This is a genomic window from Allobosea sp. 10L417 (genome assembly GCF_056395485.1).
Genome location: NZ_JBFTJP010000016.1, coordinates 1 through 23,240 on the forward strand (window position 1 = coordinate 1; position 23,240 = coordinate 23,240).

General features: G+C 60.9%; 23 protein-coding genes and 2 pseudogenes. 15 read left to right on the top strand and 10 right to left on the bottom strand.

Features of this window, described 5'->3' with window-relative positions:
• From AC1DE3_RS26105 to AC1DE3_RS26135, 7 genes and pseudogenes are all read left to right on the top strand, one after another.
• Positions 1 to 430, top strand: a pseudogene (locus tag AC1DE3_RS26105) (hypothetical protein); the annotation flags it as partial.
• Between the two features lie 742 nt (positions 431 to 1,172).
• Positions 1,173 to 1,913 (top strand): ATP-binding cassette domain-containing protein, encoded by a 741-nt coding sequence (locus AC1DE3_RS26110; protein WP_441514421.1) that lies wholly within the window; start codon positions 1,173 to 1,175, stop codon positions 1,911 to 1,913.
• Positions 1,914 to 1,933: 20 nt separating this feature from the next.
• Positions 1,934 to 2,959 (top strand): ABC transporter permease, encoded by a 1,026-nt coding sequence (locus AC1DE3_RS26115; RefSeq protein ID WP_441514422.1) that lies wholly within the window; start codon positions 1,934 to 1,936, stop codon positions 2,957 to 2,959.
• 39 nt (positions 2,960 to 2,998) lie between these two features.
• Positions 2,999 to 4,012 (top strand): sugar-binding protein, encoded by a 1,014-nt coding sequence (locus AC1DE3_RS26120; RefSeq protein ID WP_441514423.1) that lies wholly within the window; start codon positions 2,999 to 3,001, stop codon positions 4,010 to 4,012.
• A 523-nt stretch (positions 4,013 to 4,535) separates the two neighbouring features.
• A pseudogene (locus AC1DE3_RS26125) lies at positions 4,536 to 4,999 on the top strand (Ros/MucR family transcriptional regulator).
• A gap of 53 nt (positions 5,000 to 5,052) precedes the next feature.
• Entirely contained in the window at positions 5,053 to 5,340 is a 288-nt protein-coding gene (locus tag AC1DE3_RS26130) for a BrnA antitoxin family protein (RefSeq protein WP_441514425.1), read from the top strand.
• A 123-nt stretch (positions 5,341 to 5,463) separates the two neighbouring features.
• Positions 5,464 to 5,673 (top strand): cold-shock protein, encoded by a 210-nt coding sequence (locus tag AC1DE3_RS26135; protein WP_441514426.1) that lies wholly within the window; start codon positions 5,464 to 5,466, stop codon positions 5,671 to 5,673.
• A 41-nt stretch (positions 5,674 to 5,714) separates the two neighbouring features.
• On the opposite strand, the gene scpB is transcribed toward AC1DE3_RS26135, so the two are convergent.
• Positions 5,715 to 6,422 carry an SMC-Scp complex subunit ScpB gene (gene scpB, locus AC1DE3_RS26140; protein ID WP_441514427.1) on the bottom strand — a complete coding sequence of 236 codons (708 nt, stop codon included), beginning with the start codon at positions 6,420 to 6,422 and terminating at the stop codon, positions 5,715 to 5,717.
• A 4-nt stretch (positions 6,423 to 6,426) separates the two neighbouring features.
• A complete protein-coding gene (locus tag AC1DE3_RS26145) occupies positions 6,427 to 7,314 on the bottom strand; it encodes a DUF1403 family protein (RefSeq protein WP_476797908.1) in 888 nt (295 codons plus the stop codon).
• Positions 7,315 to 8,003: 689 nt separating this feature from the next.
• Here AC1DE3_RS26145 and AC1DE3_RS26150 point away from each other — a divergent pair.
• Positions 8,004 to 8,936 (top strand): recombinase family protein, encoded by a 933-nt coding sequence (locus AC1DE3_RS26150; RefSeq protein ID WP_476852900.1) that lies wholly within the window; start codon positions 8,004 to 8,006, stop codon positions 8,934 to 8,936.
• 42 nt (positions 8,937 to 8,978) lie between these two features.
• Here AC1DE3_RS26150 and AC1DE3_RS26155 read toward each other — a convergent pair whose 3' ends face one another.
• The 3 genes from AC1DE3_RS26155 to AC1DE3_RS26165 all read right to left on the bottom strand — a co-directional run bounded on the left by AC1DE3_RS26155 (position 8,979) and on the right by AC1DE3_RS26165 (position 12,951).
• A complete protein-coding gene (locus tag AC1DE3_RS26155) occupies positions 8,979 to 12,116 on the bottom strand; it encodes a P-loop NTPase (protein ID WP_476852901.1) in 3,138 nt (1,045 codons plus the stop codon).
• A 479-nt stretch (positions 12,117 to 12,595) separates the two neighbouring features.
• On the bottom strand, positions 12,596 to 12,724 hold the full coding sequence (locus AC1DE3_RS26160; RefSeq protein WP_476852902.1) for a nuclear transport factor 2 family protein: 129 nt from the start codon (positions 12,722 to 12,724) through the stop codon (positions 12,596 to 12,598).
• Between the two features lie 23 nt (positions 12,725 to 12,747).
• Entirely contained in the window at positions 12,748 to 12,951 is a 204-nt protein-coding gene (locus AC1DE3_RS26165) for a hypothetical protein (RefSeq protein WP_476852903.1), read from the bottom strand.
• A gap of 112 nt (positions 12,952 to 13,063) precedes the next feature.
• On the opposite strand from AC1DE3_RS26165, the gene AC1DE3_RS26170 reads away from it, so the two are divergent.
• A complete protein-coding gene (locus AC1DE3_RS26170) occupies positions 13,064 to 13,837 on the top strand; it encodes a LysR family transcriptional regulator (RefSeq protein WP_476852904.1) in 774 nt (257 codons plus the stop codon).
• Between the two features lie 145 nt (positions 13,838 to 13,982).
• Here AC1DE3_RS26170 and AC1DE3_RS26175 read toward each other — a convergent pair whose 3' ends face one another.
• Positions 13,983 to 14,645 carry a GntR family transcriptional regulator gene (locus tag AC1DE3_RS26175; RefSeq protein WP_476852933.1) on the bottom strand — a complete coding sequence of 221 codons (663 nt, stop codon included), beginning with the start codon at positions 14,643 to 14,645 and terminating at the stop codon, positions 13,983 to 13,985.
• Positions 14,646 to 14,715: 70 nt separating this feature from the next.
• On the opposite strand from AC1DE3_RS26175, the gene AC1DE3_RS26180 reads away from it, so the two are divergent.
• Positions 14,716 to 15,891, top strand: a complete 1,176-nt coding sequence (locus AC1DE3_RS26180) for a pyridoxal phosphate-dependent aminotransferase (RefSeq protein WP_476852905.1) — start codon at positions 14,716 to 14,718, stop codon at positions 15,889 to 15,891.
• A 283-nt stretch (positions 15,892 to 16,174) separates the two neighbouring features.
• Here the strand turns inward: AC1DE3_RS26180 and AC1DE3_RS26185 are convergent, their stop codons facing one another.
• Complete coding sequence (locus tag AC1DE3_RS26185) at positions 16,175 to 16,660, bottom strand: RrF2 family transcriptional regulator (protein ID WP_476852906.1); 486 nt, start codon at positions 16,658 to 16,660, stop codon at positions 16,175 to 16,177.
• Positions 16,661 to 16,827: 167 nt separating this feature from the next.
• Here AC1DE3_RS26185 and AC1DE3_RS26190 point away from each other — a divergent pair, with 167 nt between their 5' ends.
• From AC1DE3_RS26190 to AC1DE3_RS26205, 4 genes are all read left to right on the top strand, one after another.
• Positions 16,828 to 18,159, top strand: a complete 1,332-nt coding sequence (locus AC1DE3_RS26190; protein WP_476852907.1) for an MFS transporter — start codon at positions 16,828 to 16,830, stop codon at positions 18,157 to 18,159.
• Between the two features lie 67 nt (positions 18,160 to 18,226).
• Entirely contained in the window at positions 18,227 to 19,441 is a 1,215-nt protein-coding gene (locus tag AC1DE3_RS26195) for an NAD(P)/FAD-dependent oxidoreductase (RefSeq protein ID WP_476852908.1), read from the top strand.
• A gap of 82 nt (positions 19,442 to 19,523) precedes the next feature.
• Positions 19,524 to 20,075, top strand: coding sequence for a 3-hydroxyanthranilate 3,4-dioxygenase (locus AC1DE3_RS26200; protein WP_476852909.1), 552 nt, complete (start codon positions 19,524 to 19,526; stop codon positions 20,073 to 20,075).
• Between the two features lie 178 nt (positions 20,076 to 20,253).
• Entirely contained in the window at positions 20,254 to 20,673 is a 420-nt protein-coding gene (locus tag AC1DE3_RS26205) for a hypothetical protein (RefSeq protein WP_476852910.1), read from the top strand.
• 431 nt (positions 20,674 to 21,104) lie between these two features.
• On the opposite strand, the gene AC1DE3_RS26210 is transcribed toward AC1DE3_RS26205, so the two are convergent.
• The 3 genes from AC1DE3_RS26210 to AC1DE3_RS26220 are packed head-to-tail and all read right to left on the bottom strand — an operon-like array spanning position 21,105 to position 22,443.
• Positions 21,105 to 21,728 (bottom strand): ATP-dependent Clp protease proteolytic subunit, encoded by a 624-nt coding sequence (locus AC1DE3_RS26210; protein ID WP_476852911.1) that lies wholly within the window; start codon positions 21,726 to 21,728, stop codon positions 21,105 to 21,107.
• A gap of 44 nt (positions 21,729 to 21,772) precedes the next feature.
• Entirely contained in the window at positions 21,773 to 22,132 is a 360-nt protein-coding gene (locus AC1DE3_RS26215; protein WP_476852912.1) for an SRPBCC family protein, read from the bottom strand.
• A complete protein-coding gene (locus AC1DE3_RS26220; RefSeq protein ID WP_476852934.1) occupies positions 22,129 to 22,443 on the bottom strand; it encodes an ArsR/SmtB family transcription factor in 315 nt (104 codons plus the stop codon). The genes AC1DE3_RS26215 and AC1DE3_RS26220 overlap by 4 nt, the downstream gene beginning before the upstream one ends.
• 262 nt (positions 22,444 to 22,705) lie before the next feature.
• Between AC1DE3_RS26220 and AC1DE3_RS26225 the strand changes: the two genes are divergently transcribed.
• Positions 22,706 to 23,032: a putative quinol monooxygenase gene (locus AC1DE3_RS26225; RefSeq protein ID WP_476852913.1), complete on the top strand. Its 327-nt coding sequence runs from the start codon at positions 22,706 to 22,708 to the stop codon at positions 23,030 to 23,032.
• Positions 23,033 to 23,240 lie beyond the last annotated feature (208 nt).

Sequence of the window (23,240 nt, forward strand, 5' to 3'; positions counted from 1 at the left end):
GCGTCGAGCCGCCCTCCCGGTTCTCCAGAACCTTCTCGGCGATGAAGCAGCGCAGATGCACGAGGCCCTGGCGAAAGGGTCGCCGGCCAAAGGTATCGAAACCGCCTTTCTCGTCGGACTGGGTTCCAGCGATGACGTCGAAAGCGGCTGCTTGGGCGTTGGGTCGATCGTCGAGTTCAGCCGCGCAGACCCTGAAATCAATGCTCTCAACGAAGCTGCCAGCATGACCTTGGTCAAGGCATTCGCGGCTCGCGTTCGCGCTGGTATGGAAGACGGCGAACTCGACGAGAGGCTCGACGCCGACGCCGCCGGCAGGATGTTGCTGATGCTGCGCTCGGGTCTCAAGGTGGCGGCGCGAGGAGGCGTCAGCGGTTCTGAACTTCGTGACGCCGCATGTCTGGCGTTGCGCAGCCGAACACGCAGCCGCTAACGCCCGCTGCCTGACTAGCCACAAGGCGGGACTTCCACAGCAGTAGCATTGCCGAAAGCGACAAGACACAGAGCGCCATGACCGGACGTTGAGCCATTGCCTGTGCGACTCCGGGCTGAATGGCAGCGCAGGTAGCCGGGGGACCGCGACGATCAACAGATCTCGGTGATCCCCGTCAAAACTGCCAGCGACGAACAACAGGACGAGGATGCGCAGAGGTCGCGCGTGCCCGACAATTGGGAAAGCGGCTGGCCACGTCATGCCGGCTGCAAGGAGGGTGGAGGCTCTCTGAATGCCGGTCCCGCCCCGCCAGACGGGCGGGAGAAGGCAGACGAACGCCTTTACCTGAATGACGAAATCGTCTGTTGAGCGTAGGATTTCGCTGGAAGCATTCTGCGAGGACGATTTGCGAAAGAGCCTGAGGCACAGCAGACGCCCGCGTTCTAGGCATTAGCTATGGAGTCATCGAGGTTCGCGCCGATGACTGCRCTCCGAATGCTCGGCGCGGTCTGAAGAGAATGGACTGCAAATGTGATGTGGCGAATAGCTCAGCTATTTCGACGACGCGGCGGCTGGCGATCGGTTATGTAAATGCACGGCTATAAAAATTAACATCAGATATTTTGAATAATTGTTTAAATCATTTATCACATAAGCTAATATAATTGAATATGACTTATAAAAATTATCTGAATTATGGTTTAAACAAATATAGATCGCCCGAAGCATAAGGAATAGACCTATGCCTCTGCTGGAACTTCGGGGAATTTCAAAGCACTTCGGCGCGATCGAGGCACTAAAGGCCGTCGATCTAGCAATTGACGCAGGTGAAGTTGTCGGCCTCATGGGTGATAATGGTGCGGGAAAATCGACGTTAGTGAAGGTTGTCGCCGGTAATTATCTTCCGTCCGAGGGAGAGCTTCGCCTCGATGGCATGGTCAAGCACTTTCGCAGGCCAGTTGATGCCCGGACTGAGGGGATTGAGGTTGTCTATCAGGACCTCGCCCTGTGCGACAACCTGAGCGCGGCCGCGAACGTATTCCTTGGAAGGGAACTGAAACGCCGCATCGGTCCGCTTGCGGTCCTCGACTACAAGGGGATGTACGCCCGCGCCGCCGAGCTGTTCAAAGAGCTGAAGTCTGAGACCCGCCCCCGCGATCTCGTGAGACTGATGTCCGGCGGCCAGCGCCAAGCTGTGGCAATTGCACGGACACGCCTTGCCAACGCGAAGATGGTGCTCATGGACGAGCCAACCGCGGCCATCAGCGTTCGTCAGGTCGCCGAGGTGCTGGATATGATCCACCGGCTCAAGGATCGCGGAATCGCAGTCGTCCTCATCAGTCACCGCATGCCGGACGTGTTCGCCGTTTGCGACCGGGTGGTCGTCATGAGACGAGGCCGCAAGGTCGCCGACAAGCCTATTGCGTCGAGTTCGCCTGAGGAGGTCACGGGATTGATCACCGGGGCCATCCAGACCGCCTGATGCTGCGCAAGGAGCCGCCCATGTCGAGCGCCGTTACCCGCCCGCTTCAAGGCAGTGTCGCGATCGAGGACGTCACTGGCCTCAGGGAGCGGAGTTTTGGGCAGAGGCTGCTCTCCAGCCAGCCCTTCTGGGTGACGATCGCCCTCATCGTCATGACCCTAGCCATGACCTGGTATCAACCGGAGGCGTTTGCCTCGGCCGACAACTTCTTCAACATCACGCGAAATTTCGCCTTCATCGGCATCATGGCGATCGGCATGACCGCCGTCATCCTCACGGGCGGCATCGATTTGTCGGTCGGGTCGATCATGGGGCTCGCCGGCGTCGTCTGCGGCCTCGTTCTCCAGGCCGAGGGGCATTGGGCGCTCGCAATCCTCGCCGGTCTTCTCACCGGAGTGGTCGTCGGGGTCGTGAATGGCGTCCTGATCTCCTATGTCGGCCTCCCGGCCTTCGTCGTCACGCTCGGGATGCTGTCCGGAGCCCGCTCGCTCGCCATCGTCCTGTCTCAGAACAAGATGATCTACGAATTCGGTCCCTCGGGAGACGCTTTCAATGCGATCGGCGGCGGCTCCATCTTCAGCATTGCCAACCCGGTCTGGGTGCTGCTCGTGCTGGCCGTCACCTTCAGCATCATTCTCAACTTCACGAGCTGGGGCAATTATCTCTACGCCATCGGCAGCAATGAGAACGCAGCCCGCCTGACGGGCGTGCCGGTCCGGCGGATCAAGCTGCAGGCCTATATCGTCTCGGGCCTGACAGCCGCGCTGAGCGCCGTCCTCATCGTCGGCTGGCAGGGCTCCGCCATCAATGCGCTCGGACAGGGTTACGAATTGCGCGTGATCGCTTCGACCGTGATCGGCGGCGCGGACCTGATGGGCGGGCAAGGCGGGGCCTACGGCGCTGTGATCGGCGCCGCGCTCATCGAGGTGATCCGCAATTCTCTTCTCATGGCCGGCGTCGACGCCAACTGGCAAGGCGCCTTCGTCGGCCTGTTCATCGTGTTGGCGGTTCTGCTGCAGCGGATCCGCGGCAGGCGTTCGGCATGATGAATGCCGGACAACCATAACCACCAGGAGGAGACCCTCATGAAAACGCTGACTTTAGGTGTCGCCGCGCTCGCACTGCTCGCTGTTGGAGGAGAAGTTCAGGCTCAGGGCAGGAAATACGTCTTCGCTCTGGTTCCCAAGAACATGAACAACCCCTTCTTCGACCAGGCCCGGGACGGCTGCAAGAAGGCCGAGAAGGAATCCAATGGCGCGATCGAATGTCTCTATATCGGCCCCGGCGAGCATGGCGGCGGCGATGAACAGGTCCAGGTCGTCAACGATCTCATTACCAAGAAGGTCGATGGCATCGCCGTCTCTCCGTCGAATGCAGCCGCGATGGGCAAGGCGCTCGAGGGCGCAAAGAAAGCGGGAATTCCGGTCCTGACCTGGGATTCAGACCTGCTCGCGAAGGACAAGGCTCTGCGCACCGCCTATGTCGGCACGTATAACTATGACATCGGCGTCAACCTCGCGAAGCTCGTCCAGCAGATCAAGCCGAAGGGCGGGACGATCTGCATCCAGTCCGGTGGCGCGGCTGCTGCAAACCATAACGAGCGCATGCAAGGAATCCGCGATACGCTGTCAGGTGCGAAATCTGGTTCCGCTCCCGGCACGAGGCTCTCGGGCCAGAATGGCTGGACCGAGGTCGCAGGTTGCCCGCTCTACACCAATGACGATTTTCCGCTCTCGGTGCAGCAGATGGAAGATACGCTCGGCAAGAACCCAAAGCTCGATGCTTTCGTGCCGACCGGCGGCTTCCCGCAGTTCATCCCGCAAGCGTATCGCAAGGTCGCAGAGAAGTATAAGGCCCGCATCGACGACGGCTCTCTTGCACTCGTCGTCGCCGATACGCTGCCCGTCCAGATGGATCTTCTGAAGGCCGGCCTGTCCAAGGGGCAAGTTGGTCAGCGCCCATTCGAGATGGGTTACAGGACCATGCTGTTCCTCAAGGACATGAAGGACGGCAAGCCCGCGCCGAAGGATCCCACCTATACTGGCCTCGACGTCTGCACGCCGCAGAATGTCGCAAGTTGCGTGGGCTCCGGTAGCTAGCTGTCGAAGCTATGAAGGTTGTTCATCCGGGGGCGGCGCTGGACTGCTGGGACTGCGAAGCTCCAGCACCTGCGCTGGAGATCCCCGGATGAACCCGCCTACGAATGCGCGTTCGATGCCTTGCCGGGAAGCAGACCTTCCGTATGTCGGGAGAGGGCCAGCTTCACCCATAGTGGCGTCGCGAGGACAGGATTGCCGGAAAGCGGACTTTCCGAACGGCGGCTAAGGGCCACTTTCGCGTCCTCTGGGTGGACGGCCAGTCTTCATGGAGCGGGGCGGTCACCGAGCCCCGAGCCACAGATGGGTATCTGCCAATGTCCAGATATCGGCGTGTGCCAGCTTTGATAGCCATCGGCAGTTGAGGGTGATTTGCAGCGTGGTCCTGCGGCGGTATATCGAAGCTCCGAGGTGTCGCTCTTACATTGTCAACGTTGCCGCCCGAGCGAGAATCATCAGCCCCTTTTTGGGTGACTGGGGACGTTTGCCCCCGGCGGACGTGAACCTCAGAGGATCTGGAATTCGAATGACAAACGAGAGCACACGGCTGGTCGATCTGGCCGCGATGGTCGTTGCGGCCTACATCGCCCATAACAACGTCACTCGGGCCGACCTAGCCGACCTCATCGCCAACACCCATGGCGTGCTGGCAGGCTTGGGCATTGCACCGCCTGCGCCGGCCGCCGAGCCGCGGGTTCCGGCAGTGCCGATCAGAAAGTCCGTGACCCCCGACGCGATCATCTGCCTTGAAGATGGCAGGGCGTTCAAATCGATGAAGCGGCATCTGAGCACAAGTACGACATGACGCCCGCGCAATACCGGGCGAAGTGGGGCCTGCCCGCCGACTATCCGATGGTAGCGCCAAATTACGCCGAAGCGCGCTCGGCCATGGCGAAGGCACTCGGGCTTGGCCGCAAACCTACGGCCGCGGTGGCGGAGCTGGCTGCGGCAAAACCGGTGCAGCGCGCGAAGGCCAAGGCGACAACCTAACCGAAAAGTGGCGCTCGTCATCGGCCGCCACAGCGATCATTTGCAGAGGCATCATGAGCCGCGCCAGGACCCGCAGACCCACCAGCGCCCGCGACGAGGCCGAGGCGTTGTTCAAGCCCGCGGCTCCCAAGGCAGCAGCGCCGATCGACAAGCGGCCGGCGATCCCCGGAGCCAAGGAACTGGTGTCACTAAGGATCGATCGCGACGTGCTCGAACACTTCCAAAACGCCGGGCCAGGCTGGCAGGACCTCATCAATAATGCACTCCGGGCGGCCGCTGGCATGGCGCCACGTCCTGACAGCTTGCCGCCGGACGAGCCGAATTCGTCAAACGTCGGCTGAGGTGGAATTACCGCCTGCGCCGCCGCGCCGGGGCGTGCAGCAAGCACATCGAACCCGCATCTTGGGCTTGCCGAATTTACTCGCCATGCCATGTTCGCCCGCCCAATAAGCGAAAGGTGGATCATGGCGACAGGAACGGTGAAGTGGTTCAATGCGACCAAGGGCTTTGGTTTCATCCAGCCGGATGACGGCGGCCAGGATGCCTTTGTCCATATCAGCGCGGTCGAGCGGGCCGGTCTGCGCGAGCTTCGGGAAGGTCAGAAGATTTCCTACGAACTTGTGCAGGACAAGCGGTCTGGTAAAACCTCGGCGGACAATTTGCGCGCCGAGTGAGGTGTTAACGCCGGGCGCAACCTTGGAACGGCGCTTGCCGTTCACGGCTCCAGTCCGTCCGACACATTCGGCTCGTCGACGACATCCTGGGAAACCTCTTCATCCTCGTTGTCGTCGATTCCGATCGGAACATCGACGGCCAGGAGATTGTCCTTAGTCAGCAGGCCGGCGTCCTCGAGCTTCTCGATGTCGGGCAGATCGCGCAGACTGGCGAGGCCAAACACCGACAGAAACTTAGGCGTCGTGACATAGGTATAAGGCGCGCCTGGTTGCGGGCTGCGGGGGCCGGCTGCGATGAAGCCGAGCTTGCGGAGATGGCCGATGGTATCGCGGCTGATCTCCTTGCCGAAGACCTTGCCGAGCTCGGCGCGGGTGATCGGCTGAAAATAGCCGATACAGAGCAGCACGAGGCTCTCGGACTGGGACAGGGCCTTGCTGTCGGTTCCGCCGAGCCCGGTCGCGGTGCGGATCGCGACGGCGAAGCTCTTCTTCGTGCGATGCTGCCAGCCGCCCGCGACCGAAACCAGCTCGTAAGGACGACCACGCAATTCGTCGCGGATGTCGGCGATCAACAAATCGAGGCTGCAGTCGCGACCGACGACCCGCGCCAGGGTTTCGCGATCGACCGGCTTGGGTGAGGCGAAAATCACGGCCTCGACCCGTCCCATCCACTCACGCCAGCGCATGTCCGGCGGCAGGTCAGTGAGCTCGGTGTCAAACAGTTCCTCCGCTTGGGTGCGCCTGGCCATCGCGTCAAAGCCCGTAGAGCCGGAAACTCGCGCGACCGCTGAGCTCGCGCACGGCCTGCAGGACGATCAGCCGCTCGAACAATCGGCGCGCGCCCCAGCGCGTCAGATTTTTCGTCTGCAGCGTGCCGGACACGGCATCCTCGTCGAGCAAGCGCCGGATCACTTCCCCTGCCCCCTTAGCGCGCAGCTTCGGCGTGACGGCGGTGAGACGCGCGGCTTGCGGTGCGATGTCGCCAGCGATCCGGCAGGCCTCGGCCGCGGCCAGCGCGAGCGCCACGCAGATCGCACGCTCGAACCCCTCCCCTCCCGGACGAATCCGGCTGCGATCTCCCGGGTTGCGAAAGGCGGCGCCGCCCGCTTGCATCACCAGCAAAGGCACGGCCATCGACCAGCGCATTCTCTGGGCCAAGGCTAGATCGGCGAGCCACCAGCCGAGCAGCCCAGCGTCGGGACGCAGGCACTGAACCTCGATCAAAATCTGGGCCGCGATCAATGGCGCAGGTCGGCCGGAGCGCGTCACCTCATCGAGATCCTCCGGCAACCGGCCGAGATCATTGCTCCAGCGCAAGCCGAGCAGTTCGATCGTCGAACGCAACATCGTCTCATCGAGCGCGGGGGAACGCGAAGCCAGCCAACGCCACGCCGCGAAGATGTTGCCGGCGGGTCCGAGTTCGGCTCCCGGTTGGCGAAGATGCCAGGCGTCGCGCAACTGCGCTTCGGTCTCGGTCCGTCCGACGAGCGCGACGGCCACGGCAGCGCTTTTCAGGGCAAGGCGCTGACGCCAGGCTCCAACCCAAGGCGGGTCGGCAAGCACCAGATTGTTGAGCGAATTCAACGCGGCGCCAGCCAGAAACGCCGCTTCGGCGTCGGTTGTCACGAGCCCACGCGGCACGGCCCAGCCGGGGACAACCGGGGGCGTGAAAGCGACACTGGCGGTCGAATCGAGAGCGGCCATCGTCCGAGGATCATGTCACGCATGTGCGCTTTAGGCTATGCCTCTCAAACAAAACCGCACGTCCTGTCGACGCGAAAGAATGACCGATAAGGTTGCATTATCGGACGTTTTTCTCTTTATATAAGGAATGGCCGAAAACGACGTCAGGAACACCGAAAATCACGCTTCGAACGACTCCTGTCAGCTGACCGGAATTCGTGAGACTCGGCCGCCGTTCAGGCACTTTCAGAGCGCTTTTGCTGAGACGAAATCAGCAGCCGGATCGGCAATCGCCACCTAACCGATTGGATTTGCTCGCCTCCAGGATGGCGAAGCGAGAAAATCCCCCATTAGTTACGTAGTCTCATAATTTCCGACTCTGACGCAGCGGACTTGCCACGCTGTTCTCGCCAGGTCCAGGATTGGGCGCGCTGCGGCTTTCTCCGGCATCAAAAGCCGCCGAAACGGCCAAAAGCCCCCCAGAAGCCCGTAGAGGCCCCTTCTCGGCTTTTGCGACCCAACCCATCGGATCAGTTCGATCGGCCTCTATGACTCTCTGAATCGGTCGATAAAACACGTCTGCAAAGGACCGTTTCCTCAAATCTGTCGTGATTGTACAAAGGGGTCGGAATCACCCCGGAAACGCTATGGCCAGCCCCTACCCCGCCCCCCTCCGGCCGATCCGGCGCCTGATTGGCTACGCCCGGGTCTCGACCGACGAGCAGGCAACCGATGCCCAGGTCGATGAGCTGCGCGCGGCCGGGTGCCAGATCATCCATCAGGAGCACGGCTCGGGCGCTTCGCGGGCCCGGCCGGTCCTAGCCAAGCTGATGCGCGAGCTCGGCGCCGGCGACGTCCTCGTGGTCGTGCGCCTCGACCGCCTCGCTCGCTCCGTCAGCCACCTGCTCGCGGTGATCGAGGATCTTGAGGAGCGCAAGGCGCATTTCCGCTCGCTGCGCGACCCGATCGACACCTCGACCCCGCAAGGCATGTTCTCGCTGCAGGTCCTCGGCGCCGTCGCCCAGCTCGAGCGCGCCCTGATCGCCGAGCGCACCAAAGCCGGCATGCGGGCCGCCAAAGCGCGCGGCAAGCTCGCCGGCAACCCCGGCCTGCGCGAGCGCCGTCCGGAGGCGATCCGCGCCGCCTCAGCCGCGCGCCAGCGCGTCTATGTCGGCGACCTGATCGCCTCGGCCTCGAGCTGGCTGCCGATCGTGCGGCGCCTGCGGCCACAGCACAATTGGGACGATGTCGTGCGCGTGCTGAACCAGCGTGGTCAGAACTGGACGATCGAGAAGCTGCGGCGCGCTGTGCACCGGCTGGTGCGCGAGAAGATGGCGGAGCCGGCACTGCTCCAACGCTCGCCTCGACGCCCGCCCGAAGACCGGCTGATGACACTGGCTGCCGGAATCGCCATCGCCGATCCGGATCTCAGCCTCCGCGACATCGCCGCTCAGCTCGAGCGGATGCGGGAGCGGACGCCCCGCGGCGGGCGGCAGTGGGCTGCCTCCTCGGTGAAATCGCTGCTCGACCAGGCGCGGCAACTTGGTCTCGTTGTCCAGCAGCCGCGGGAAGACGTCTGAGTTTCCGGCATCCGCAATCTGCAATGGAGCCGACCAGAATTTTCAAGCCACAGCACTCATGGCAACGCGGCCCGGTTTCATGTCGGTGGCGACAGGCCCCGATCTGGTGAACCGGATCAGGAAATTCATCTCAGACCCGACCGTGAGATTGGACCAATCGTCGGGAGTTGCCTGGTCCTGCCGACCATAGATGTCCTTCGGGTAGGCTGATGACCTCACGAAGAGATAGTTCAATTCCTGCTTTCTCACAGTGCCGCTGTATCGGCCGAGGAGCGCCGAAATTGGAGAATCCCGCCGAGGAATGGATGATCTCCAATCGGCTGGCGTCCGCTTATCCACATCGGAGAAGATTTCCGCAGCCTCAGCGGCCGATCCGATCAGGAACAGAAACTGCGCATGGAGGTGCCGAGATTCGAAGTTGTGGTCGCCCTTGCTGTAGCTGCGAGCCAAGTGTCCTCCGATTAGATTGCGATCACCACCGACGGCGAGGAGCAATTTGGACATTTCCAAGTGCAGCTGCTTATCGTCAGGGAGTCGCTCCAAGGCCGCCGTGTAGACGCGTTCCGCTTTCTCAGTATTGCCTCGTGCAACATAGGCATTCGCAAGCCTGATCGCGACACCAGAGCCCTTGGCGCCGAGCGCAAACGCGCGTTCCAATGCCCGCAGAGCCTTCTCCGGTCGTTCAAGTACGTCGTGGAGTCGCGCTTCAACCTGCTCGACATCTGGACTTTCGGGAGCAATCTGTCGAGCACGTGCGAGCTGATCCTCGGCAGACTTCACCTGGGTGGCAAAATAGGCAACATCGTGCTCCTTGCTGTCCTCGGTAAGGCTTTCGCCTAAGGTCTCGATTTCGTCGATGATAAGCTTGCAGCGACTGGTTGCGGTCAGCGGGTCTTTCGACGAGCTCATTTCATCGAGGCGCTCGCGCGCCTGCCGCCGAAACTGCTCCTTGAGCGCGATCGAGCGCTCTGCGTTGGCGCGGTGGCGCGCGACCTCAGCTTGCGTATGGATGATGGAGCCTGACTTCGGGGACAGTTCACGGGCGCGGCGAGCGAGGTCCTCCGCCTCGGCAAGCGAGCCATGCTTGTGATGCATCTCGAAAATTGCCCAGTGCTGGAGAATATGCGCATTCTCCGGGACAGCGGCGACTGCGGCCCGATAAAGCGCCCGTCCGGCCTCGACACTCGACAAGTCCTCGCTCAGCTTGCGCCCACGCACGATGTCTTGGAGCACTTGGCTATCGGTTGAATAACCAGGATCAAGACCGTTGATGATGCGGGTGAGTTGGGCGACCTTCTCCTCGTCCGTTGGGCAAGCCCCTCTGAACACGAACTGCGCAACGCGCGAGTGGCGCGCGCGATACTGGAAATCGCCAGTGTAAGGGTCGCGCAGCGTCATCACGACGTTCTGCAGAGGATCAAAAAAGTCACGCTCATAGTCCTCGAAGCGGATACCGGAAATGCGCGAGATTGTTCCAGCACGCACGGGCACAGCGAATTGGTTCATGGTTGCGATGTCTAGGTAAAGACGCTGCGCCTGCCCTGGGACAATGCGCTGATATTCCTCGAAGACGATCTCCTCGAACCGTTTGCCTTGCGTCGCCTCGTGCAGGGCCACGAGCAACTGGCGCTCTGCTCGCTGTTGAAAGGCATGAACTTGCTCAGCTCGCGTCATCGTGGCCAAAAGCCCGAGAGATTGATGACGGGTGAGAAGATCCAGGAGGCGCTCGATCTCTCCCGTGGACAGGTTTGCAACTCGCAGCTCTGTCGGAGCGAAAGGCTTCAGCGCGTCAGCATAGACATTCCAGTCGGTATCCCGCTCCGCAGCGATCACGGTCAGCGGCATCTTGCGAGATTTCGCCAGTCTCAGAACGGCAGCCACCCGGTCGGCATGGAGGGCGACGCGATCGACGAACAGGAAAATCCGGCGTCCAGTTAGTTCATGCAGCTCGACCAGGCGCTCACCTATGAGCGCCCCACCCGGCTCGAGCCAAAGCACAAGCGCGCCACAGACGGTGGCCGCATCCCAGGCTGCACGCTTGAGAGCGATGGTCTTTCCAGCTCCACCCGGGCCGCGTAGCAGAAAAAAGCGCAGGTCCGCGGAATCGGGCTTTTCGTCGGTGACGGCCTTAAGCACGAGATCGCCAGTCAGGCGTCGCTCGACATCGAGCCGCTGGACTATCGCGCCCCAGCCGGTATCGAAGCCCTCGTAGAACTTCCTGGCATCCTGAGGCGGGTGCGGCAGATCCTGGTGCAGAAAGGTGAAATCCCGCTCCAGCGTTGCCTTAAGCTGCGGTGTCTCGAAGGAGTTGACACGATAGAGCTTGCGGATCGGCAGCTCCTTGACGTCGGCCGCCACCGCAAGCGAACGAAACAGAGGGTCAACCGCTCTATCAAGCGCCTCCATGAACTCACCGAATCGAGCATCGATGACGGTGACATTCATGCTCGACCAGTAGGCAACCTCAGGCTCTGAAAGGTTGGGAACGACGAGGTAGTATCGAGGACGATTGCCCAGCCCAACGAAGCGATGAACAAGCTTGCGGATGTGCCCGTCCGCCATGCGGTAACCGCAGAAAACAATTGGGCTCTCGCGAGCGCGATCCTCCAGACGACCGAAGAGACGGGTGCGTCCGCTGGCGTAGCGGTCATAGTGCTCGTGGGAGAGAATCGGAGGCAGAGCCGGATCGTGCAGTTGCTCAAGGCATCCATGGAGCTTCAGGAACTCGACGCCACGAGTCGCTGCCTGCATCCGCTCCTCAACCGGCTCGGTATCCCGAACGAACGTAACGAGATTCTGCACACGATTGGGCGTCGCCGCATAAGCCCGCTCGACAAGCAGGTCGTAGTTGGTGGAGGCGATGGTCCGCCAGCGAAACGTCGGCAGGAGCCTGTGAGCGTCGGATGGCTCATAACTTGCCAAAAGGGTGCGCAAATATTCGAAGACGACGCCGTTCCCGTGTGCTTGCAAAGCCATTTCCGCAACCGACATCAGGTCGTAGCCGTCCATCTCGGTGCCGAAGAACTGCTTTGCTAAAGAGGCCCGAAGAGCGTCGCCGGAGGGTGCACCTGCCTCCATAGACGCGCCAGCCCCCAAAAACATAATCACCCGCTGCTGCTGCATCGAAGCTACCAAAGCGGCAGGAATTTCGACGGTCTTCCGCGAACGTTTCGCAGCCATGATTGCGTGCCCCAAGCGCCATCAGTTGCTTCAGCCCTCGCTATCTTCCGGCATGAATCAACCATAGCTATCAAGGGACCATATAGGACGCGCTCTTTGCAAGGTGAGGTAGCTGCTGCGTACCGGCCACCTACCCAGTGTTCTTGGCGACCGCCAAATATTCCGCTTGCGAGCGGCAACATAGCTGGTTGTGCGAAAGGGCTGAGAGCGCATGGCCGAAAGCGCAGGCGGAACCTGACGTGCCTCCATAAGTCGTGTAGCCAACCTCAACAAGCCCGTAGGTGATGGGCTGTATCTGCGCGCCGGCCTCAGACCCGATCTGCGACCGAAACTCAAGGTGACCCGACCGTCCTATCCATCGCGCTAGGTCGCCGCGACCCGCGCGACAGAGCCGGCAGTCGTTTCCGGCTTGGCGGGACGGGCATTGAGGGCGGGGCCTTTCAAGCCAGGGGCTCGGCGGCGAACACCTTCTGAACGATCTACCAGCGCCCGTTGAGGCAAAAGCACGACAGCAGGTCCGTCACCTCGCGGGCTGGGATCCGCAAGCGGAGCTTGAGGAGTGCCATGTCGCGGATCACGGCGATGGAGAGGATCTGGTCGGCGCGCACGCTGCCGGCATCCTGTGGCGAGGTCAGGCCCGGACGGCATTGAGCCAGGCGGCGATAGGGTTCACCACCACGCTGTCGCCATCGCCGCGCCGGGTTACCAAGGCGGTGGGGTCGAAGATGGTCGCGAACATATCGGCATCCATCGCGTAGGCCGCATCGAAGTAGGTTTTCGCCAAGGCGACTAATCCGTCTATGTTTCCGGTCGAGAGTGTGTCTTGCGCTGTCATGGCGTTTTCCTTCAGATCTAATGCCCAGCAGGGTATAAAGACGATGGCGGAAACGTTTAGTCCGCGCGCGCTAATCAGCCTTGTAAGCTGGGCTAAGCAATCAAAGGCGAATATGAAATCCTCTCTTCTGTCGACCGGAGACTTCAACCAGCTCCGTGCCTTCGCGGCTGTCGCCGATTCGCTAAACTTCAGCCGGGCGGCCGAGAATCTCGGCGTGTCATCCTCGGCGCTGAGCCAGATGGTCCGAATGCTCGAGGAGCGGGTCGGCGTCAGCCTGTTCAACCGCACCACACGTAGCGTCTCGCTGACCGAGGCAGGGGTCAAGCTGTTCGAACGGGTGCAGCCCGCCGTTAGGGAGTTGGCGGAGGCGCTGGGCGAGACACGAGAGCGCCGCACCCATCCCGCCGGGACGGTGCGGGTGCACTGCTTCCGGGCGGCCGCGGACCTCCACCTGACGCCGATCCTTCGCGCCTTCAGTGAAGCCTATCCGCAGGTCGTACTAGACGTCACCCTCGACGATGCCGTGGTTAACATCGTTGCCGAGGGTTATGACGTCGCCATACGCCTCGGCGAAGTGATCGATAAGGACCTCATTGCGGTGAAACTCGGCCCGGAGCTACGCCAGACCGCGGTAGCCTCGCCCGACTACCTTGCTCGGAACGGGACGCCGGGCCATTCGCGCGACCTTCTCTCCCATCGCTGCATCGGCTGGCGCTGGCCGGGGCAGAAGACGCCGTACAAGTGGGAGTTCATGGAAAACGGCAAGTGGTTCGAGGTCGCCATCGACGGCCCCCTGATCACCAACATGAAGGACTTCGGGGTGCAGGCGGCGGTAGCCGGCGTCGGCATCGCACCGTCGCCAGGCCCATCGACACGAGTTGCCTGAGACGTCGCCGGGACCAATTGCTTGCTCCAGCCGAGAATCCTGTGAGAAGCCTGATGCCGGTCCCCACGACGTTGCATACGAAGGTCTAGCAACTGCCTCAACACTCTTGGCTGGCCGCCGGCCAGCGCTCCGAGCATCAAGGTTTTTAACCTTCTGCAACGCGTCTCATAAGGATAAGCCCAGCGCCCCTTATATGTGCCTGCAACAGGGAGCACGCGCGGTCTACATCTCCTGCAACGGCCGCCGCAAGGATTCCTCGGTGTTCGGCAGCGTCGGAGCCAGACTGCCATTCGAAGGCCCGCCACGTCGCATATAGAAACCGTGCAGCAGCCTGATGCAGATCATCAATCGACGAGATCAGATGCGGCATAGCAGATGGTGTTACCAAACTGCGATGGAATTGCCGGTTAGCAGCATCCCAAACTTTGAGATCGGCCGAGCGTTCCCCGCCCGAAATCGCGGCCTCGGCTGCCAGGGCGTCTTCCGATGCCAACCGTGGTATCGCGTGGCGCAGCGCCAAGGATTCTAGCGCCGCCCGCATCTCGCTAACTTCAAAGATGGCCCTCGGGTCGAGTGGAGCGACTCGAACTCCCCGACGCGGCTCGCTACGCACGAGACCGCGCGCCTCCAGCCGTCGAAACGCCTCTCTGACCGGGACGTGGCTCGCCTTGAACTCGATTGCGAAATGATCTTGGCGCAGTGGCGCTCCCGGAGGGAGAAGGCCCATGACAATCCGACTCGCCAAGTCTTCCGTGATCCGTTCGACGAGGGAAACGTTCCTTCCCGTCACCAACATGGGCTCTTGCATCTTCCACGTCCATCTGATTTCATAGATAATAGATAATAGATAATAGCTAATAACTAATCGAGGCATTGTCATGGTCAGAATCCGCCCCGCTAGATTGTTTGATATTGCCGGAATCGGCGTCGACCGAATGGGTTCGATTGCCGATGCCGATACGGCTAAGGACTTCCTGAGACTTGAGAACCTCGACACCGACATCCTTCCCGACCAGGAGGCGATTGACCGGACCCGCCAAGCGGCAGTCGAAGACGCGGCGAACTCCTATTTGCCGTTCGTCGGTCAGGCCCGTCTAAGAAATATTGCAGCCCAGCATGTGAGCCAGGTGTCCGGAGTTGCCTACGACGGCGAGCGGCATTGCGTTATTTCCGCTGGCGGGCTGTCCGGCATCCTGAACGTCCTCCTCGCGACGATAGAGGTCGGTGACGAAGTCATCGTCACCGATCCAACCTATGCTGGGTTGATCAACCGCGTCCGACTAGCCGGAGGCGTTCCACGCTTCGTTCCGTTTCGCTTCTGCCCCGGCGCAGCCTGGACGTTGGATCAGGATGCGCTTTTCAGTGCAGTTGGGCCCCGAACCCGGGCCATGCTGCTCATGTCGCCATCGATGCCGTCAGGTGGCATGCTCGACGCGGACGACTGGCAACTCGCCGCAGAGCTCTGTGTCCGACACGATCTGACTATGATCGTCGATGCCGCCATGGAACGCCTTGTCTTCGACGGATGCCAGGTTTTGCATCCGGCGAACTTGCCCGGCATGGCCGAACGGACGATTACAATTGGCTCTTCGGCCAAGGAACTCCGGATGATCGGCTGGCGCGTTGGCTGGATCGTAGCTCCCGAAAGCTACATCCCTGATCTCGTTGCCGTCTCGCTTGCCAATGTCGTGGTGCCTGTGGGAATCGGTCAGGACGCCGCGGCGATCGCACTCGAGAGATCGCAGGACACACTGCCGCCCTATCTGACGGAGTTACAGACTCGACGCGATACTGTCGTGCAAGAGCTTGCTGGACTCCCTTTCGGGCTGCCGAAAGGGGGGTGGTCGATGTTACTGCGGGTTTCCGATTTCGGTCTCGATGGGCGAGCCATGTCGGAGCGATTACTTGAGCAAGGTGTCTGTGCCACGCCAATGGTCGGTTGGGGCGAAACGCATGGGGGGCAATACATCCGCTTTGTCTATGCGAATGAACCCGTTCCGCGACTGAAAGGGCTGGGCAGCAAGGTTCGTGCGGCCCTGAGCTGGGGCGCCTGAGGGGCTGATGTTGGCCCCTCCCCTATTGACCTGGCGCCAATCGAATACCGACCAACAAACTGAGATTCCCTCCAGCCAGAACAATCCGGGTCTCGGTTCGGCCGTGAACCGCATCGAATACAACGTGTCGAGTGCATTGGCGCTACATCTCATTCTGGTTCATGGCGGCAGCATAGCACTGCGTTCCGAATCCATGACAAGAACGAGCCTCCGACGCCTGGCTCACTCCCCCTTGCAGGGGCCGCCGGCACAAAAGCCCCCATGATCGCCTATCACAGGCCGCTTACCGGCGGCGCCGCGCGTACCAGCAACGCATGCGCGCGGCACCGGCTGCGGATCCGGGCCCCATGAGTCCGGCGATGGTCTGACTGGCCAAGCTCGCACGCCAGGCTTGATCCGCCTTACCCATCGCGATTGCGACCCCGCACGGCCGAGCAAATTCGCTCGGTTTGGCACTCGCTCCGGCTCCGCGACTGCGAATGTTCGCGCAGCGGAAAGCTGCGCTCTTGCCCTGAATCGCCTCGACCACGTCCAACAGCGTGATCTGCTCGGGACGTCGGGCCAGCCTGAACCCGCCGCGAGGACCGGCTGTCGATGTCAGCACTCCGGCGCGCGACAGTGTCTGCAGGAACTTGTTGAGATAGTGGGGCGGGAGATCGAAGGCCGCCGCAAGGGTTGCCGTTGGAATGGCCGCTTCAGTTTCGGCCTCGAGCCAGGCGAGCGTCAGGCAACAGTGCGCTGCCCATTCGACTCCTTCGCTCATCTTCATCCGACCACCTTCACCGCTCCGCACCGCGCCGTYATAGCTCCGGCCGATCTATAAGCTGCGGCGATGAATATATCTCGAAATCCGCGATGGCAATCTAGATACCAGATATCTAGAGTTTTCTAGACATATAATAACTAGAATATGGCATCAGCGGAGGGCCTGGGAGCATGTCAGAATCACGCACGATCGATAACTCATCGCCCATGCGGGTCGCGGAGCCAGCCGCCCAGAACATGCGCAACGTCGCTGCCGCCAGTCTCGTTGGCGCAACCATCGAGTGGTACGACTTCATCCTCTACGGCACGGCCGCGGCTCTGATCTTCAACCGCCAGTTCTTTCCGGATCTAGATCCAGTTGCCGGCACGCTTGCCGCGTTTGCCGCCTATGTGGTCGGATTTGCGGCACGACCATTTGGCGGGCTGCTGTTCGGGCATTTCGGCGACAAACTCGGTCGCAAGGAGGTCCTCATCGTCTCGATGCTCATTATGGGCGGGTCGACGGCCTTCATAGGTCTTTTGCCGACCTACGAGACAATCGGAGTTGTAGCTCCCGTCCTGCTCGTACTGCTGCGTCTGCTGCAGGGGATCGCCCTGGGTGGTGAGACGGGGGGCGCGGTGCTGATCTCAGTCGAGCATTCATCCGCCCGCGAGATGAATTTCTATGGCAGTTTCCCGCAGATGGGCGTGCCGGCCGGCACGATTCTGGCCAATCTCGTCTTCTTCGCCACCACCGCGATCGCGTCACCCGAGGCATTCACGAACTGGGCTTGGCGTGTGCCGTTTCTTTTGAGCTTCATCCTCGTCCTGTTCGGCCTCGTCATCCGCCTGAAGATCGCAGAGACGCCGCATTTCCTGAGAGCGCAGAGAGAGCGGGAGCTTGTCTCGGCACCCGGCCTCGAGGCAGTCAGGAAGAATTGGTTCCGGATCGCGCTGACAGCGCTGGCGATCTGCTCGGCTTCCACGGTCTCTTACATCTGGAGCGTGTTTTCGCTGTCCTACGGTACGAACGTGCTTGGCCTCGACCGTTCGATGCTCCTGCTCGGAGTGACCTGCGGCAGCATTATCTGGCTCGTTTCCATCCCGTTTTGGGGCAGGTGGGCCGACCGCAATGGCCGCCGGTCCGTATTCATTATCGGAACGCTTGTCTTGCTGCTGGCCGCGGCGGCCTACTTCCCGCTCCTTAACGCCAGTAACCCACTCGTCGTATTTTTGACGCTGGTCGCAATGGGCGCGGTGTTCCCGATCACACATGCGCTCCAGGGCAGCATCTTGGCCGATCTCTTCCCGGCCTCGGTTCGCTATTCCGGCATGGGATGGACGTTAGGTATCGCATCCATACTCGGGGGAATGTCGCCCCTGTTCGCAACGTCTCTGCTCGCCGTCGATCCCTCCACCTTTCTGGTGACGATCTACATGGCCGGCGTCTGCGTCGTGAGCAGCGTCAGCGCGCTCGCCCTGTTTGCCTCTGCGCCGCAGCTCGACGGCGGGCAGCACTTCTAACGCTGCCCCGCGCTCCGAGCGCGACAGCCACCGTCTCCTTACAGACTTTAAAATGAAGGATGCTCAAATGCAGGATATTCTGATCGTCGGCGGCGGGTTCGCCGGTGTTTGGGCCGCGGCATCAGCGGCTCGCATTAACCAGCAGAATGGCGGCCAGCTTTCTATCGCTCTCGTTTGCCCAGGCGATGAGCTTGTGATGCGACCGCGCCTCTACGAGGCTAAACCCGCAACTCTGGCCGTCCCGCTTGCTCGAATCCTGACCCCGATTGGCGTGGAGAAGATCGACGCCAATGTCACCTCAATCGATCAGGCGAACCAGACCGTCACACTCTCGGAGGCCGGCGGCCGTATAGCGCATATTGCCTATCGACGGCTCGTCGTGGCGGCCGGAAGCCAGATCAGGCGCCCCATCTTCCCGGGCTCCGGGCTTCTTCATGATGTCGACACGATGGAAGGCGCACTTGCCCTCGATCGCCACCTTCACGAGCGCTCCCGGGGAGAAGGTCGTTTCACCGCCGTAGTGGTCGGAGCCGGCTTCACCGGCATCGAGATCGCGACAGAGTTTGTCGATCGCATCGGCGCGATCGCCCAGCAGTTCGGGGCTCGCCCCGAAGTCCGCATCATCCTGGTCGACATCGCTTCCGTAGTCGGGCCCGAATTGGGTGCGGGGCCACGACCGGAAATCCAGGCAGCGCTCGACCAGCTCGGCGTTGAATTCAAGCCGAACACCCGGGTCGTCTCGATGTCGTCGGATACGGTCGAATTTGATGATGGGACCACCCTTCCGGCACAGACCGTCGTCTGGACGGCGGGTATCTTCGCAAGCCCTCTGACAGCCAGCATTTCAACCGACCGTGACAAGATCGGCAGGGTCTTCGTCGACGAGTTCCTACGTGTGCCAGCCAATTCTTCAATCTACGTCGCCGGAGATACGGCGGCGGCTCACGCCGAGGACGGGCATTACGTGCTGCCTAGCTGCCAGCATGCCATTCCGATGGGCAAGTTTGCCGGACACAACGTCGCGGCAGACCTGCTTGGTTTGGAGCGCTTGGCGTTCAAAACTTCGCCCTATGCCACCTGCCTCGACTTAGGCGGCGCAGGCGCGGTGCTCACCGTGGGCTGGGAGAGAGTCGTCGAAAAGACCGGCGAGGCCGCGAAAGCGCATAAGCGGCGGACCAATCAGCAACGCATCTACCCGCCTCTCGACCATGCCGAAGACATCCTGCGAGCAGCCGACGTGAACGTGACGACACGGCAGCCGGCCCCGACCGTTGCTGGCTGAATCCTTCACCCTCGCGTCGAGCTCAGGAGCCCTGGCTCAGGGCTGTGGTGTCAATCCGGAACCGCAAAGAGGAGAAAGAACCATGGCAATCGAAGGACGGCTGAAGGCCTTTAATCTGCAGGAATGGATCGCCGAGCATCAGCACCTGCTCAAACCACCGGTGGGAAACCAGCAGATCTGGGCCGATGCGGACCTGATTGTCACGGTTGTCGGCGGCCCCAACCAGCGTACCGACTATCACGACGATCCGGTAGAGGAGTTCTTCTACCAGCTAAAAGGCGACATGGTTCTCAAGCTTGTGGATGAGGGCAGGCATTACGACGTGACGATCCGCGAAGGCGAGATCTTCCTGCTGCCGCCGCATGTGCGCCACTCCCCCCAGCGACCCCAAGAAGGGTCGATTGGTCTGGTCATCGAGCCAAAGCGCCCCGAAGGCTGGCTAGACGCCTTTGAGTGGTACTGCTTCCACTGTCAAAATCTCGTCCATCGTGCGGAAGTGGATCTCGTCAGCATCGTCGACGACCTGCCACCGCTCTACCGTGCGTTCTACAACAATGAAGCAGCTCGGACCTGCCCCCACTGTGGAACCCTGCATCCGGGCAAGGAGCCGCCGGCGGGTTGGGTCTGCGTTTAGCGTGCCTGGTCGAGGGCAGAGCTAACTCCGGAACCAAGCGCGCTGCCTCTTCGAAGAATTCCACTTCGACCGGCGGCGCTTCTCCCTCGACAGCTCTCTAGTTTACATTCGTTCCGCTCTTGCCGCGCAAGCGGTCAGATAGATGCGACCGACCGTTCGACTGAAAGTGTCTCTCTCAATGAGCAATTCCGATGCACTCTTTCAACCCACGTGGGACCGCGGCAACGATGCGACAATGGTGGACGAGGCAATCCCGTGCGTTGAAGCCTTTACACGCTGTTTCAATGCTCGTGACCTCGCGGGCATGGATGCTCATTTGCATTTTCCCCATGTAATCCTGTCCGGGGAGCAGCTTGTAGTCTGGACCGACCCAGGCAATCTCCATCCTACGTTCTTCGACGATCTTCAACGCGATACTGGCTGGGCTGAAACTCGATATCAGCGCAAGGAAGCTGTGCTTGTTAGCCCTCGCAAGGTCCACCTTGTAGTCGATTATACTCGGAACCGAACCGACGGCTCAGTGGCGAGTAGCCATAGCAACCTGTGGGTCATCACCTTCGATGATGGTCGATGGGGCATCAAGCAGCGCTCATACTGATTGGCCGGCAAGCGGTTGGTCGGGTGATTTCCGCGCTCGATCAACACCAGCCGACGGAGGCAGGTTCGAGAACTTCAACTTCCAGACAAAGATCGAATGCTGGCTGGCACCGAGCCGCTTCGAAACCTCCGTACGAGATAGCCTCTCTCGGCTATCTGCGCGACCGCACAACGCTTGAAAACTTCGCTGAAATGACCGGGCCCCATCATGGCCCCCTTGCCTCAAAATCAGGGAAGAAGGCATTCACGAATCTAGGGGCTGTTCAACTCGCTACGGTTCGGTTGAAGCCAGTTTCCGGCGGTCAATGGATGGAAGTTGGTCCAGGCTCGCTGGCAGCCGCTCTGCCAACCTCGCCTCACGCCCATCTCGAGTGCGATCTCGGCGCGCGCCTATAATGCAGCCGTAAATCGGCGATCACTCGGAAGGCGCCCTCATATCGCAGCACCCAATGACGCTCCGATCTCACGGTCTGTCATGATCCGATCGATGAGGCCCCATTCCAACGCTTCCTCTGCCGTCATGAAGCGGTCGCGATCCATCGCCTGCTCGAAAGCTTCATAGGTATATTTGCAGTGTTGGGCGTAGAGCCGCGTCATACGTTGTTTGGTTTTCAGGATTTCCTCGGCATGGATTAGCATGTCCGATGCCTGTCCTTGGAAGCCGCCTGATGGTTGGTGGATTAGAATACTGGCGTTAGGTAGAGCCGCGCGCTGACCAGGCTCGCCCGCCATCAACAGAAACGATCCCATAGATCGCGCCGTTCCCATGCACAGCGTATGAACAGGCGAGCGAATGTACTGCATGGTGTCATACATTGCGAGGCCGCTCGTGACGACACCACCGGGAGAATTGATGTAGAGTTGAATTGGCCTCTGCGGATTCTCCGCTTCCAGAAAGAGCAACTGAGCACACACCAGCGCTGAAACGGAGTCGTTGACCTCGCCGTTCAGGAAAATGATCCTCTCGCGAAGAAGGCGGGAAAAGATATCGAAAGAGCGTTCGCCACGGCCGGATTGCTCGATAACCATAGGGACGAGTTGCATCGCTTCGCGCATGAGCGAACTCCATCGGCTGCAATTTGTGAGGTTTGGCTGAAGGGTCAGGCCGCGGAAATCAGCCGGGCCGAATTGTTGTTCGAAGCTGGGGGCATTTGCGACTTCAGCCTCGCGTCCGCCAGATCATGAACAATTCTAAGTATCGTCCCGCCACTCGGGTCCGGCACTATGTGAAACGTCACAATGCTCTCCAGGAAAGGAGGCTCCTCGTCGCGTATCCTGTAGCTTATTGCCTCAGCTTTAGCCCCGAAGATTGAATCCGTCTCAGCCAAGCTCTCGTTTGGCAGCCATTTCTCTCGAAATGCGGGAAGACTGATTGCCCGCCAAACCTTTTCCGGTGGCGCGTCGATTTCATATTCCAAGGCCAGATCATGCTCTTGCCTTTCGGCTTTCGTGTCGGTCACTGATCCATGTCCTTTAGCAAATCCCTCAAGGCGTTGATCCGCTCTGGCCAGTAGGCCCGATACTTCGTCAGCCATCTGGCTATGAGTGCCAGACCGTCGGGATCGACCTCGTAGTTCACAAAGCGGCCCACCCGTTCCTCGCGGACCAACCGCGCCGTGCGCAATACGGAGAGGTGCTGGGACATCGCGGGCTGACTGATACCGATGCCATCGCGCAGGAGCGTGGCGTTCATGCTGCCGCTGCCCAGCTTTTCTAAAATCGCACGGCGCGTGGGGTCGGCCAGAGCCTTAAAGATCTCGTTCTCAATCATACCAATAAATAAGCTGATACTTATGTGATTCGCAACGCTGTTATGACGCCCGCACGCGCAAACCGGCTGAGCTGATCCGACGAGATGGGTTCCTTTGCCGCACGAAACGGGCAGCGCCCGGACCTCGGGACCGTGTTTGGCCGCCTCGTTTCGATGCCAAAGAAATTTCTCCGGCGCCGTTCCGTTTGCCGATTCAAGTTCGTCTTGGCTGCGCAGGGCGCCAATAGCGCACGCCAATCAAACCTCAGAACGGAGTAAACTCATGTCAACGGCCGACGTCACCTCTGTCACATTGGTCAACGTCTTCACCGCTAAACCGGGCAAACAGAACCAACTCGCGGAGGTCTTGGCGAAAAGCACTCGAAGCTTTTTTAGCAAACGGCCCGGTTCTCTTTCATCGATGGTCGTCGTCGCCACCGACGGCACTCGGGTCGTGAACATCTCGCAATGGCGCTCGGCAGACGACATCGCGGCTTTCCGCCAAGATCCGGGTTTCGCCGACTGCATGCAGGCTGTGCTGGAGGTCGGATCCGGCGAGAGCCTGATGGGTCACATCGCCTATGTCCATCAGGCAAAATTGGAGGCCTGACACGCCGTTCAGAATGGCGGCAACGGCTGCATCCAACCGAGTATCAAAAATTCGCTCGGTGCGGATGGCCGGGCTTCAGTGGACTTGACCTGCTTGCTGGGCGGTTCGGAAGCCGTTTGGTCTGCGAGCGCCGGCGATCTTAGGCGAGCGAATGGCGGTGCTGGCGCCCAGCGGCGAGAATGTCCAGACTAAGCCGAACTAGCCACGG

Excerpts from the sequence above, each read along its gene's own strand:
- AC1DE3_RS26110 (WP_441514421.1), top strand. The coding sequence starts at position 1,173 with ATGCCTCTGCTGGAACTTCGGGGAATTTCAAAGCACTTCGGCGCGATC.
- AC1DE3_RS26115 (WP_441514422.1), top strand. The coding sequence starts at position 1,934 with ATGTCGAGCGCCGTTACCCGCCCGCTTCAAGGCAGTGTCGCGATCGAG.
- AC1DE3_RS26120 (WP_441514423.1), top strand. The coding sequence starts at position 2,999 with ATGAAAACGCTGACTTTAGGTGTCGCCGCGCTCGCACTGCTCGCTGTT.
- AC1DE3_RS26130 (WP_441514425.1), top strand. The coding sequence starts at position 5,053 with ATGAGCCGCGCCAGGACCCGCAGACCCACCAGCGCCCGCGACGAGGCC.
- AC1DE3_RS26135 (WP_441514426.1), top strand. The coding sequence starts at position 5,464 with ATGGCGACAGGAACGGTGAAGTGGTTCAATGCGACCAAGGGCTTTGGT.
- scpB (WP_441514427.1), bottom strand. The coding sequence starts at position 6,422 with ATGGCCAGGCGCACCCAAGCGGAGGAACTGTTTGACACCGAGCTCACT.
- AC1DE3_RS26150 (WP_476852900.1), top strand. The coding sequence starts at position 8,004 with ATGGCCAGCCCCTACCCCGCCCCCCTCCGGCCGATCCGGCGCCTGATT.
- AC1DE3_RS26155 (WP_476852901.1), bottom strand. The coding sequence starts at position 12,116 with ATGGCTGCGAAACGTTCGCGGAAGACCGTCGAAATTCCTGCCGCTTTG.
- AC1DE3_RS26165 (WP_476852903.1), bottom strand. The coding sequence starts at position 12,951 with ATGACAGCGCAAGACACACTCTCGACCGGAAACATAGACGGATTAGTC.
- AC1DE3_RS26170 (WP_476852904.1), top strand. The coding sequence starts at position 13,064 with ATGAAATCCTCTCTTCTGTCGACCGGAGACTTCAACCAGCTCCGTGCC.
- AC1DE3_RS26175 (WP_476852933.1), bottom strand. The coding sequence starts at position 14,645 with ATGCAAGAGCCCATGTTGGTGACGGGAAGGAACGTTTCCCTCGTCGAA.
- AC1DE3_RS26180 (WP_476852905.1), top strand. The coding sequence starts at position 14,716 with ATGGTCAGAATCCGCCCCGCTAGATTGTTTGATATTGCCGGAATCGGC.
- AC1DE3_RS26185 (WP_476852906.1), bottom strand. The coding sequence starts at position 16,660 with ATGAAGATGAGCGAAGGAGTCGAATGGGCAGCGCACTGTTGCCTGACG.
- AC1DE3_RS26190 (WP_476852907.1), top strand. The coding sequence starts at position 16,828 with ATGTCAGAATCACGCACGATCGATAACTCATCGCCCATGCGGGTCGCG.
- AC1DE3_RS26195 (WP_476852908.1), top strand. The coding sequence starts at position 18,227 with ATGCAGGATATTCTGATCGTCGGCGGCGGGTTCGCCGGTGTTTGGGCC.
- AC1DE3_RS26200 (WP_476852909.1), top strand. The coding sequence starts at position 19,524 with ATGGCAATCGAAGGACGGCTGAAGGCCTTTAATCTGCAGGAATGGATC.
- AC1DE3_RS26205 (WP_476852910.1), top strand. The coding sequence starts at position 20,254 with ATGAGCAATTCCGATGCACTCTTTCAACCCACGTGGGACCGCGGCAAC.
- AC1DE3_RS26210 (WP_476852911.1), bottom strand. The coding sequence starts at position 21,728 with ATGCGCGAAGCGATGCAACTCGTCCCTATGGTTATCGAGCAATCCGGC.
- AC1DE3_RS26220 (WP_476852934.1), bottom strand. The coding sequence starts at position 22,443 with ATGATTGAGAACGAGATCTTTAAGGCTCTGGCCGACCCCACGCGCCGT.
- AC1DE3_RS26225 (WP_476852913.1), top strand. The coding sequence starts at position 22,706 with ATGTCAACGGCCGACGTCACCTCTGTCACATTGGTCAACGTCTTCACC.